The organism is Chryseobacterium ureilyticum (genome assembly GCF_900156735.1).
GTDB lineage: Bacteria > Bacteroidota > Bacteroidia > Flavobacteriales > Weeksellaceae > Chryseobacterium > Chryseobacterium ureilyticum.
The window spans coordinates 759,694-772,914 of sequence record NZ_FTOL01000002.1 but is presented as its reverse complement, the minus strand read 5'-3'; the positions used below and the strand labels follow the sequence as shown (position 1 = coordinate 772,914).

Genomic DNA, 13,221 nt, shown 5'->3' with positions numbered 1-13,221 from the left:
GCGCCGATGGTACTGCTAACGCGGGAGAGTAGGTCGCCGCCAGTTTTTATTTTATTTTTAAAAGTCTCATACAGTAATGTATGAGACTTTTTTTTGCTCTATAGCCAGAGCACTATATCCAAAACTATTCTTAAATACACAATTACCCAACAAAAACTCCCCCATACTCATTATTTTATTGTCTTTCTTAAGATGATAATATGTCATATTTCTATTTCTTGATATAGCTTTTTACATTCCAAAATTTTTCTATATCGATTAAAATTTAATATATTTTTTCAAATATTCAAGTATAACTTTCATATTTTCAATGATGTCTTAAGATTTTAGCTTATTTTTTATTGGTATATTATTAAATACTGTTAAAATATTATATTTGATTTTAAAAAATTAAATATAATTATGAATAGAACGATAGTTAAGGTAGGGCTTCTTTCATCTTTATTTTTTTGCTTGACTGGATTATCTGCACAGAACACAGACTCTACTAAAGTTGGAAAAATTGATGAAGTTGTTGTAACAGCCTATGGAGTTAAAAAAGAAAAGAAAACATTAGGATATTCCTTCCAGGATGTAAAAGGGCAGGCACTTGTTGATGCAAAAGAAACAAATGTTACTAATGCTTTAGTTGGTAAAGTTGCCGGAATGCAAGTCATTAAAGGAGGCTTTGGTCCAGCGTCATCATCTAGGATTAATTTAAGAGGTTTTAATTCTCTTAAAGGAGATAGCCAACCTCTGATTGTCGTAGACGGAGTTCCTCTGAGTAATAGTATGGGAGTAAAACCCAAGCAGAATAATGGAAACTACAATAATGACTTCTGGAATCCTGACCTGGATATGGGAAATGGGTTGAATGATATTAATGCAGAAGATATAGAAAGTATTTCTGTTCTTAAAGGAGGTGCAGCATCTGCATTATATGGTTCGAGAGGTGGAAACGGTGTTATTCTCATTACCACTAAAACTGGTAAGAAAAAAGGAGGACTTGGAATTACTTATTCTACCAATTTAGGATTTGAAACTATTTTTATGAAACCAGACATGCAGAAAAGCTTTGGTTTAGGACAAAATGGAATTGCCAATCCTGCTAACAGTGAGAATACCAGTTCATGGGGACCATCAATTGATGGAGCAAATAGACAGAGATATAATAATCTGGGTAATTTTTTCAAGACGGGTATCAATACGCAGCATACTTTAAACTTTCAGGAAAATTTGGGTGAAGGAACAAGCTTGTATACCTCATTCAATTATTTAAATGACAATAGCCAGATTCCAAATTCCAAATTTGAGAGATTCAATTTGATGGCTAAAATGAATTCTACTTTTGGTAGAGAAAAAAGATGGACATCAGAAGTAAAAGTACAATATATAAGTACAAAAGCTAAAAACAGACCTGCAGGAGGAAGAGGGGATGGTAATTATTATTCGAACATTCTTCTTATGCCACAGGATGTTGATATCCGTAATTACCGTGATGGGCAAACGCAAAACAATGTAATGTCGAACTGGATTTCACCAAATGGTATTAATCCTTACTGGTCTGCATACAACAGCCTTAATGCCGATAAAAAAGACCGTGCTTTATTGAATAGCTACCTTAAATATCAGTTTAATGACTGGCTAAGTGCCGATGTAAGATTAGGAACTGATTTTTACGCTTTGAATGCAGATGCAAGGGTGTGGACAGGTTCTTCAAGAAGAAATGCATATGCTACCAGTGAAGAGAAGTTTTATGAAAATAATTATATAGCGAGTATTACAGCTAAACAGGATAATTTATTTGGTAAATGGGGCGGTTCATTTTCATTGTATGGACAATTAATGGAAACAAGAACTAAAGCTCTTTATTTTAGTACTCAAAACTTAATTGTTCCTAATGTTTTTAGTGTGACGAATACCAGCGATCTTGCAGGTATTGCTAATAACGAGATTGATATATGGAAGAAAATTAATTCCGTTTTTGGGGCATTGGAAATTAATTATGACGGATATTGGTTTATTAATGCTACGTTCAGGAATGACTGGTCTTCAACTTTAAGTGTAGAGAACAGATCATATTCTTATCCAGCCCTAAGTACATCTTTGGTTTTAACGGAAATGTTGAATAAACTGAATGGTACAACTTCTAAAACATTAACTTTTGCCAAACTTCGTGCTGCATATGCTTCTACGGGGAATGGTTTAAATCCTTACGAATTATATAATGTTTACAGACTAGCCGCTGATCCTACCGGACATGCTATTTTAGGAAGAGTAAAGACTCTTTATGATCCAACTTTACAGGCTGAAAAATTAAAAACTTTTGAAGTGGGAGCAGATCTTAAGTTTTTTAACAGACTTTCACTAGATGTAAGTTATTTCGTTAATACTTCGGTAAAACAACTGATCAATTTACCTATGAACCCACTTTCAGGATACGATAATATGAAGGTAAGCGGAGGAAAGCTTCACAATAGTGGAATTGAAGTGGTATTGAATACTGATATTTTTAAAAAGGAAAATTTTAGCTGGAATGTAAATGCTAATTTCTCGAAATTAAAGAGTGAAGTAAAAGAGCTTTATGGCTCTATTTCAAAATACCCATTAGATGGTTTTGATAATGTTACATTCTTTGCAGAGCTCAATAAACCTTTTGGAGTAATCTATGGAACAAAATTCTTAAGAGTAGAGGATGCTAATGATCCTAATTTCGGAAAACTTATTGTAGGAGCTAACGGACTACCTCAATCAACTCCTGATCAGCATTACTTGGGAGATCAGACTCCACGCGCATTGTTTGGGCTTACCAACAGCTTTAGTTATAAAAATATTGGGCTTTCTTTCCAGGTTGATGGACGTATTGGCGGGAAGTTTTATTCTTCTACTCAATCAGCATTACAAAAAGTAGGACTTGCAGAAGATACGGCTCCCGGAGGAAGAAGAGACAATTTTGTTCTTGATGCAGTAGTGCAGCAAACTGGAGGTGGGTATGCTTCCAATACAAAGGAAATTACACAGCAGGATTATTGGGCAGCTGTAACGGCAGGAAACCTTGGAATTACAGAACAGAATATTTATGATGCTACCAATATCAGATTAAGAAATGTTCAGGTATCTTACAGTTTCCCAAAGAGTATTTTTCAAAAGTTTGCATTGCAAAGTGCAAAAGTTTCTTTCACTGCCAATAATGTATGGATGATTTACAGTAAAGCAAAAGGAATAGATCCTGAATCTGTATTTGCGATCAACTCTAACGCTGTAGGATTTGAAAACCTTTCATTCCCTACCACAAGATCTTATTTATTCACCATTACATTAGGTTTTTAACATCAATAACATCATGAAAAAATATATTTTATCTCTCGTTACACTAGCTGCAGTTTGTACATCATGTAATGATTTTGAAGACATGAATAATGATCCGTTTGCAGTAGATATTAATAAAGCTGAACCGGAATATTTCTTAAACAATTCTATTTTAGGAGCTCAACAGGATCCCAATATTGCTGAACGTACTTTTGTTCTTTATTGGAAAACTGCGGCAAGACAACACCTGACAACAGGAATTGCCGGTGGATCCTATGATGATTCCTGGACTGTAGAATATTGGAAAGGAATTTCAGAATGGCTGAATAATGCCAATACAACTATTGAAATAATTAATGAAAAGAAAGCAATAGGTCAAGGCAAATCTCACTATGATAATCTTACCCAGGTAGCCAGAATCTGGAGAGCTTATTTAATGAGTGAATTTTCAGATAACTTTGGTCCGCAGCCGATTCAGGCATTTAAAGGAATAAACCCAGGTTTTAATTCTGAAAAAGAGGTGTATTATTTTATTTTGGAAGAGCTGAAAGATGCTGCTGCTAAAATGGATGTGAACCAACCTGTTCCTGCAAATCCTAATGCTTATGATATGGTATATGGATTTAAATGGAATCAATGGGTTAAATATGCCAATTCCATGAGAATGCGAATTGCCATGCGAATTGCCGAAGTAGATCCAGGAAAAGCAAAAACGGAATTTGAAGCAGCTGCGAATTCTAATATGCTGATCAGTACAAGCGATGATAATTTTAAAGTAAAAGAAGATCCAGGCTGGAATCCTTTATCAGGAGTAATGTCCAGAGAATGGAATTCACAGATTTTATCTGCAACTCTTAATAATATGTATATTGGCTTAGGAGGAGTAAATTCTACAGATCAATTACCGGCTGCTCAGCATACCGCAGTAAAAGATTCTGATTATATCGGAATAAAATATGATGAGCAATTCTCCACACTGACCAATGATCCGAGCGCAGGATACTGGTTGGACGGACTTCCGAATACAATAGACCCAAGAGCGTATAAAACATTTTATATTCCTGGAGATCTCACCAATCCGATTTACTCACTCTATCCTACTTATACCAATCAGGCAACTACCAATCATGGAGATCTTACTTTTGCTGATGGTTCCAAAATTACAATCAATACCATAAATACGTGGAATACGACTGCAATAGGGAATTGGGGTGTAAAAGGACAGAGAAATGGATTAAGAGGTGTTATTGGCTGTATGCCGGCTTTAGGGAAACAATATAGAGAAGGTAAAAACTCCCGAATTTTCTTTGCAAGTTGGGAAACGTACTTCCTGATGGCGGAGGCAGCTCTGAAAGGTTGGGCTGTTCCTATGAGTGATGAAGTAGCTTATAATAAAGGGGTTCAGGATAGTTTTGTTTATAATGGGGTTTCACAATTCTACGGGCAATACATTACCTCAACAGCTTATAACCGTGATGGAACTTCTGTTTCTTATTCTCATACAACGGAGCCGGGAGCTACTCATGTCATGAAATATAAAGATCCTGCAACCGGAAATTTAGTTTCGGTAGATATTAAATATCCTGTAAATACGATTTACAAGAATGGTTCGGTGAAGAATGATAAACTTACAAAAATCATTACCCAAAAATATATTGCCAATATGCCATGGCTTCCACTGGAATCATGGAGTGATCAGAGAAGACTGGGATTACCTTTCTTTGAAAACCCGGCGGTAGAAACACCATTGGTTAACTTACCGAATTTGAATTCAGGAAATTATATGACCAACTCTATTCAGAATTTCCCTCAGAGATTAAGATATCCAAGTACTTTCAGAAATACAGACCAGGACGGATATGCAAAAGCATTACAGCTATTGGGCGGACAAGATGCAGTTCTTACACCTCTTTGGTGGGCAAAACATTAAATTGAATATGCTTTAAAAAACAATCCTTTCCAAATTTTGGGAAGGATTGTTTTTTTATTGATCATTAAAATTTTAATGATCAAAAATTTATGATTTCCAATTACATTAATTGGCAACGATGGTGAAAACCACACGGGCGCTATACGTACTGGCTGGAACTGTTACAGAAACTCCTGCTAACTGTAAAATTAAGTTGACATCAGCGAAACTTACACTATTCCCAAGTCCTAAAAGACCACTAAAGGTAAAAGTTAAAAACGTTACATCAGCAGTCTGCGATATGGGGATATAAGTAGTTCCTCCATTGATAGCTGATGTGCAAAGGACGCAAACTCCATGTATTGTTGTTGATCCTCCAGTTCTTCTTGCAGAAAGAGTTAATGAATTATTCCAGGGGTTGGGGGTGTAGCGCATTGTCATTTTTGCGCCAGAACTTGAAAGAAGATTAAGGAAAGAACCGGGTAACGTTCCGGATAAAGTGATTGTTGTAGGTGTAGTAGTGGTATTGTCATAAGTTCCTGCATAATTATTTCCTGCTTCGGTAATAGCAGGAATAACAGGTGACCAGTTTCCCGAAACATTTACCGTCTGAGCGTCAAAGAAAGAACCCATTATTAAAAAAATAATATAAAGATTCCTTTGTAAGAAAATGTTTCTGATATAATGGTTATTGATTTTCATTTCATTTTTTATTCTGTGATGGTATACACGATTGTTACAGATATATTGTCTTGTTTGGCTAAATTAGCATAGGTGCTTGGGACGAGGGAAATGGTAAGACGATGCCCGTTATTTGCCCCATTACCCGTATAAGCTCCACCAATTCCGCTGATAATTGTAACAGGTGTGGTTGTAAGAGTAACCTGTGCTGATGGAGTTCCCAATGTTCCACCTCCTGCTCCGGATGCAGCAGCAGCCTGTAGTCTGATATTCACTCCGGAAATAACCTGATTCACAGCAGCCGTTATTTTTCTGGTAGCGCCACCTGAAGTAATGGCTGAAGTATAATTAATCCATTTTGAAGTATTGGGAGTTGGGTTTCCCAGAGGATTTCCTGCTTCAGTAGGTGCTGTAAAGTTCAGCGTAATGTTTCCGGTAGGTTCTACATCCATCAAAGTCACTACAGGTAATGTAAGAGTAACAGTAGCCTGAGAATACAACAATCCGGATAGAATGAAAGTGGTTAATATTATAGCGCGCTTCAAAATCATTTCTTATTTTTTATTTCATTATATCCTACTTTCAGGGATTCCTGTTGGTATTTGATTTCTCTCTTTTGCTTAACAATCTGAACATTTATTTTTTTTATCTCTCCTGATTTTAAGGTAAACTGGAATTTATCAGTTAAAATCTTATAAAGTTTATCCAGACCATTTCTATAAAGCTTAAGAGACCAATCGCCAGGTCGGAGATAAGTAAAATCAAAATCTTCATCTATGAAACAGATCTTACGGAAGGTCTGATCATTGCTGATCGCTTCTATAATAATGCTTTCTCTTTTCTTTTTCCCCGTTTTATTCTGTAATGTTTCAATATCTGTCTGATCTTTTTCAAGGTTTTCTGCAAGATGAATATGCCCTTGGATATTGGCTGCAGTAGTTATTCCGAAATTAAAAACATTCTCTTTGTTAAGAAGAGATAACGCTGCAGGAAAAACAACTGTTGGAATATCATTGATCTCAGTAGTTGAGCGATCTATTTCAAGGAAGTAATTCCCGGGAATTACATTCTTAAACATATAATTTCCTTCTTTGTCTGTCACAGATAGATAGCTGCCCAGCATTAATCTGATACCTTCTGTTTTTTTTATGCCGAGATTGCTTATATTTCCTGATAGAGAAGTGTATTCTGCAATTTTTTGTATCGGAATATTGGGACTCCATGTATAGCGCATCGAGAATATGAAATCTTTATCTCCTATTTCTCCACGCTGCAAGGAATACCTGCCTGAAAAATCCAGTGAATTTCCTGGAAATAGCTGTTGATGGTATATAAGCTCAAATAAATTTCTGTCTTTAAAGTATTCTTCGGGAATATAGTTGTTCTGATAGAAAATACTTAAGCTTGTTTTATCAGTAAATCTACTGAAAACTCTTGCTCCATAATACAGCTGCTTTTGATTTTGCAGTTGATACCTTGAAGTACTTCCATAACTTCCATAAATGCTAAACAAAGTTTTGAATTTTTCAATAGAAAGATTAGCCGTATATAAACTTGAATTACCGTTAAAACCTGTCAGATAATTGTCCGTTTTTCCAAATTGTCCGTTAATATTAATCTGAAATATCCCAATACGCTGATCTACAGTGATTCTAAAAAAACGTTCGTAATAATCAAACTGTTTGGGTTCTAAACGATCCTGATATTTTTGATAACCGTTATTAACCATGATAGATCCGCTCGGCAGATATTTATATTGTACACCATATTGAAAATACTTTCTGTAAGGAGCTGCCAGAAATAAAGTATCCCTTTGAAAATTTTTAGCGTCCTGTATATAGTTAGCAAAAACATTGATTTTTTTAGATAACCTGTACTGGATGTATCCGCTTACAGTACTGGTATTGGTGAAATATCCTGCAAATTCAGGGCTGGCTTTCATATAGATTAAATTCCCGTTGATTTTATCAAAATTGATATCAGCTTGTGCCATATAAGCTGTCCCTTCCCTATCCTTCGTGGTACTGTAGGAAAATTCTCCGGAAAGACTTATGTTTTTTGAAATTTTAACTTTTGCCTTTGTATAAGGGAGATGAGCTTCAGAATCTAATTGTGTATTTCTGAAATTCCCTTCCTCCTTCATAGGCGTTTTGTAAAGGTATCCGGCAGTAATTTCAGACTGTTTTCGGATTTTAAATGTTGAATAAATATTAAGCTCATCCTTAATATCCCTGAAAAAACGAGGACGATTATAGAAGGCTCCTAAGCTTACTTTATTGAAATCATAGCGGATTTCTGCTCCTCGTCCGTATCGTGCAAATTCCGTCAAATAGGAAGACGAATACGTTTTATCACCTAAATGAATGAAAAGTTTATCCCTTTTATAGTTTACAAAATATTCTTCATATTGCGTAAATGTATTGAGCTCAATAGGGCTATGAGTAGCGGCATGAAATTCAATTTGATGTTTATTGTCTTTATCTAAACTTCCCTTTCCGTATATTTCTCCCTGAAAACCATCCTTGTAAATTCCCATATTTTTCATTCCGATGAAAGAAAGAGAAGCTACAATAGGAAGCCTGTGATATATATCCGATTCGGAGGGCTTGATCGAGATAACTTGTGTGCTTACATACACATCCTGAGTTTCCTTAGGATTGTCTTTTGAATATACTGAAAGATTTAGATTTTGAAATTCATTTTGCGGAAGATCAGGACTGGTTACTTTATGAACTGTGATTACCTTTGATTCGTTGGGTTCCAATGTCAGCAGATGATCATCATCAACGATTCCGTTTCTGCTGCCAAGAACAATGTTTTCAGTGATATTGCCAATGTTTTTTAATAAAAACGATGAACGGATGGTCTCTCCGGCTCTGATGAATTCAGGAGAATTTAATGCAGTAAGGGAAATTTTTCTGCTTGCGGATATAGTAATCGTTGAATTTTTCACCAAAGATATTCCACTCTCGCGGTCTGTAATCTGTAAAGTAATTGTATAATTACCTTGTGCTGTCTCCCCTGCAATACGAACAGGAGCAAGATATACAGAAGTTTGGTGTGCATTAATTTGAAATTCTCCTTTTGCTAAAATAGGAGTAATGTGAGGACTTGATGTTGTAGCTGAAATATCATATATTTTATTTTCAGCAGAATTATTTTCCAGAGTGAAGGGAATAGAAGTAGACATTCCCGGCATAAGGCTATCTTTTTTACTAATCAATCGTTCAGACTGGTTCTGAGAAAAAGTAATTACCGGAAATAAGAGTATAATTATAAATAATGTCCAGGTTCTAATCATTTTTTACTTCTAGTTCCACATTGAGTGCAAATGCATTCTCTTCTTCATCGGTTGTCATTATAGTTGCGTTGTATTTATCCGGTGGGACTTTACTGATATCGATAGGGAAAATTTTTGATGTAGAAGGCAACAAACCCATAGTTAAACTTGAGTAAGTTCCTATTTTTTCTCCTGTTTTACGGTTGTAGATTTCAATGGAAGCTGTGGGTTTACAATAGAGGTTACCGTTATTGGCTATTGCAATTTTTACAGTTTGTCTACCTTCTTCTTTCTCTACCTTTACACTTTCAAATTTCAGGTCTGGCTTTGCTTGTTCAGTTTCGAAATCTGTAATAATTTGAATCGCATAGCGTATCATAGAACTAATATTGACCCCGATTTTTTTATCACTAGGTTTTATATCCTCTACAGGTTCTACAATCAGTACGCTCCAGTAGCTTCCGGGATCTATTATCTGATTGGGTACTGTAATTTCATAAAATACCTCTGTTTTTTCTTTCCCTTTAAGCGTAATTAGGTTGGTATTTAGTTTAATCCATTCCCCATTGGTTCTTTTGTTTGTTTTTATGGCAGTATAATTGTTTGTTCCGTCTGCATGATAAGTAAAGTCCTGTAAAAACAATTTTACACTTTGAGGATGAGTATCTGTATTTTCAATAGCTATTTTTCCTTTATAAACCTTTCCGTTTTCTATTTTGTAGGAATGCGTAAGCCCGTTGAGAATCACAATGCCGGCATGTAAAAAGCTGAACTGTAATATCAGGGTGACCAAAAGAAGGATACGCTTTGTCATTATGTAATGTATAGAGTTAAATGATTAAAATAAATACAAAAACAGGAAGAAACTGAAAGACAATTTCTCCTTGTTTTTGAATATGGATCGGGATAAAATCTAGTGAATACTAGTTATCTAATATTGTATACGTAACAGTTACTGAGCCAACTGCTGTAGCCTCTAGATTGTCATAGATTGCACCACTTCCGGCAGCAAGAGCATACGTAAGATTATGTCCGTTATTGGCACCATTTCCTGTATAGGCACTTCCTATCCCTGAAATAATTGTTTGATCTGTAGCATTCAATGTAAGAAGACCTGCGGAATTACCTTGAAGACCGCCTCCTGATCCGGTTGCAGACGCAGCTGTCACATAAATATCTACTCCGGGAATGACTTTATTGAGACTCACCGTTACCTTACGTGTAGGATGTGCAGCAGATTTGATGGAAGAATAGTTAAGCCATAGTGTATTATTAGCTGCACTTGGAATAATAGCGTTACCAGCTTCTGTAGGAGCAGAGAATCCAAGTGTAATATTTTTTGTAGCGGCAGGTTCAATGTCTACCAGTGCAACTTCAGGAATAGAAATTGTGATCGTATGATTATCGGTATTGTTATCCTGGGCACTTAAATTTCCAGATACAGCAACTGCAAATAAAGACATTGCAATCGTTAATTTTAGTTTTTTCATGATGCTGATAATTAGTTAGGTGAATATAATTAAAATCAATATAATATGAAATAAATTTATAATAATTTTTATATTGTTGATTATTTGATCTTTTTTGGGATATATAATTGTGAATTATTATAGTTTTGAAAATAAAAAATCCTGCACAAAGTGTGCAGGATTTCTCTTCTTTTTTTGAAATTATTTTTATGCCCAATGAGGATCAGAAACCGAAACTTTTCCAGTTTCTATTCTTCCTGAAAAGTGCCATGTGTTGCTGTTTGTAGCTATTTTAATATCATACCAGCCTTTATTCTTACCAAGATCAATAATCATTTTTTCTTCCGGCTTTTGTATAGAAAAAGTTCTTTTACTTTTCTCGTAGAAATTTTCCATTGTTAAACTGATATTTCCCTTTTTGGGATTCTTGAAAATAAATTCAATTTGATTTTTTGATGGATTATTAACTAAAATAATACTCATTTCAGGGATATTATTCCCCTTGAATTTCCTGAAAAAGCCATTCGGACCAAAAACTTCGTAATCATAAGCTTCTGAATGTACAGAATGTGACAGCTCTTGCTTTGAATATAAAGCGTATGAAAAATGATAGGCAGTTGTATCATTAAACTTAGTTCTGTCATAAAGAAGTAACGGAACTCCATTATCTTTAAGATTAGCCATTTTAATTTGATTCCCTTCTAAATTGACATGGAAGTTATACGGAAGCGGGTTGGATGGTTTTATTCCTCTTTCCTGAACCTCAAGAAGATGATCATTCAATTCATTTTCGGAATACCATTTCAGATTAGGAACAGGTTTGTTTTTCGCAGAGTTGATAGTCTTTGCAAAATCTTTCTGATCAATATAATTCATCTGTGGAGCCTTTATATTAGGAGTATTGAAAGCAGAAATAAGATCTCCGCATATTGCTCTTCTCCAATCGCTTATATTGTCAACATGAACATCTTTACTATATTTTTTCATGATGAATTTCTCCAGGAATTGTAATACAGAAGTATGATCAGATACCTCAGAGTTTACAAAACCTCCTTTAGTCCAAGGGGAAGCAATGATCATCGGTACTCTGTAACCAAGTCCAACAGTTCCTTCTGTCTTTTCATAATCCTTAAGCTTAGGATCAGACATATATTCCTGAGATTTGTTTACATATTCTACACCTTCTTTTCCATTCATGTCAACAGGTTGGCTTGGATTCATTGGTGGAGCGAAGGGAAGAACATGATCAAAATATCCGTCATTCTCATCATAATTGATGATGAAAATCGTCTTTTTCCATGTTTCAGGATCTTTTGTTAATATATTCAAAACTTCAGAAATATACCACGCACCATACCATGGTGAACCAGGATGATCAGAGAAATGTTCAGGAGCTACCAGCCATGAAACCAACGGAAGCTTTTTCTCTTCCACATCCTTACGGAACTGGAATAAAACATCTCCTTTTGGAACAACCAGTCTTTCTCCGTTTTCATCCTTTCCGATTTCCAGATTGTGATAATCAGGATCATTACGATTGGTTGTAAACGCTTTTTCGTGTAGATTTTTTTCCTTTTGAGAAAGCTTGGAATAATTATCGGGATGATATTTTACCTGATCGTCCTTAAGTTCTGCAATAATCTTTTCCAATCTTTCCTTTTGAGCAGGATTTTTCTCGATTTCCTTTTTTAAAGAAGAAATCATGTTAGGAATATTTTCATAATATCCTTTTGAAAACTTTACATTATACTTTTCAAACCATTCAATCGGATTGTCTGTGAAGTTACTTAACCAGGCTTCCTGTTCTCCAGATAATCCTTTCGGAAGACTGATCTCGTTCTGATAAATACGCCATGATACATTCTGTTCCTCTAAAATCTCAGGGAAACTTTTCCACTTTGCCTGTTTTGCCTTATCGTAATCAATATTTTCATTAACGACGTTGGCTTTTACCTTTCCGTTTTGCTGTTCTCTTAATGTTCCAGACCAAAGAAATAATCTGTTAGGCGTGGTTCCTGTCAATGAAGAACAGAAATATTGATCAAATATCGTGAAAGCATCCGCCAGCTGGTAATAAAACGGAAGATCTTCACGGTTGTAATATCCCAATGTAAGCGGAATATTTTTATAATCTTTATTGCCCGAAGCTTTTGCCTGAAGCCATTGATCATATTTTCCTTTATTCAATGCATGCTGCTGATTATCCCATGAGTGGGGAAGAGAGCTCATCCATGTAGATTTGGTGTTTCTCAGATCCAGGCGTGCAGGAGCTGCATACTGTCCGTTATTTCCCTTTTGAAAGAACGCAGAATGACCATCCGGTTTTATAAAAGTTCTCTTATCTAAAAATCCTCTTACTCCTTTAAGCGCCCCAAAAGCATGATCGAATGAGCGGTTTTCCTGCATCAGAATAACAACGTGCTCAGCATCATAAAAAGTGGATTCGGCAGCGGGTTCAATGGCTAATGCCTTTAAAATAGAAGGATGAAGAACACTTGAAGTTCCTAATCCGGCTAATAAAATACTTGATTTTTCTAAAAATTCTCTTCTGTTCATGATCAGTCGTAATAAGAAAGAAACCGCAAGTTAATAGG

8 protein-coding genes are annotated in these 13,221 nt (G+C 35.4%); 2 read left to right on the top strand and 6 right to left on the bottom strand.

The genetic code is table 11. From position 1 onward, the window contains the following. Nucleotides 1-402 precede the first annotated feature (402 nt). Nucleotides 403-3,309, top strand: a complete 2,907-nt coding sequence (locus BW983_RS09690) for a SusC/RagA family TonB-linked outer membrane protein (protein WP_076551750.1) — start codon at nt 403-405, stop codon at nt 3,307-3,309. A gap of 13 nt (nt 3,310-3,322) precedes the next feature. Next, entirely contained in the window at nt 3,323-5,218 is a 1,896-nt protein-coding gene (locus BW983_RS09685) for a SusD/RagB family nutrient-binding outer membrane lipoprotein (RefSeq protein ID WP_076551749.1), read from the top strand. A 105-nt stretch (nt 5,219-5,323) separates the two neighbouring features. On the opposite strand, the gene BW983_RS09680 is transcribed toward BW983_RS09685, so the two are convergent. The 6 genes from BW983_RS09680 to BW983_RS09655 all read right to left on the bottom strand — a co-directional run bounded on the left by BW983_RS09680 (nt 5,324) and on the right by BW983_RS09655 (nt 13,183). Then, complete coding sequence (locus BW983_RS09680; RefSeq protein WP_076551748.1) at nt 5,324-5,899, bottom strand: hypothetical protein; 576 nt, start codon at nt 5,897-5,899, stop codon at nt 5,324-5,326. Between the two features lie 8 nt (nt 5,900-5,907). Further along, nucleotides 5,908-6,429 (bottom strand): hypothetical protein, encoded by a 522-nt coding sequence (locus BW983_RS09675; protein ID WP_076551747.1) that lies wholly within the window; start codon nt 6,427-6,429, stop codon nt 5,908-5,910. Continuing rightward, nucleotides 6,426-9,179 (bottom strand): COG1470 family protein, encoded by a 2,754-nt coding sequence (locus tag BW983_RS09670; protein WP_076551746.1) that lies wholly within the window; start codon nt 9,177-9,179, stop codon nt 6,426-6,428. The genes BW983_RS09675 and BW983_RS09670 overlap by 4 nt, the downstream gene beginning before the upstream one ends. After that, a complete protein-coding gene (locus tag BW983_RS09665) occupies nt 9,172-9,972 on the bottom strand; it encodes a WxL protein host-binding domain-containing protein (protein WP_076551745.1) in 801 nt (266 codons plus the stop codon). Before BW983_RS09665 ends, BW983_RS09670 begins: the two co-directional genes overlap by 8 nt. A gap of 109 nt (nt 9,973-10,081) precedes the next feature. Next, complete coding sequence (locus BW983_RS09660; RefSeq protein ID WP_076551744.1) at nt 10,082-10,648, bottom strand: hypothetical protein; 567 nt, start codon at nt 10,646-10,648, stop codon at nt 10,082-10,084. 186 nt (nt 10,649-10,834) lie between these two features. Then, the gene (locus tag BW983_RS09655) at nt 10,835-13,183 is read right to left on the bottom strand and encodes a phosphocholine-specific phospholipase C (protein WP_076551743.1); all 2,349 of its coding nucleotides are present in this window, start codon (nt 13,181-13,183) and stop codon (nt 10,835-10,837) included. Nucleotides 13,184-13,221: the final 38 nt, after the last annotated feature.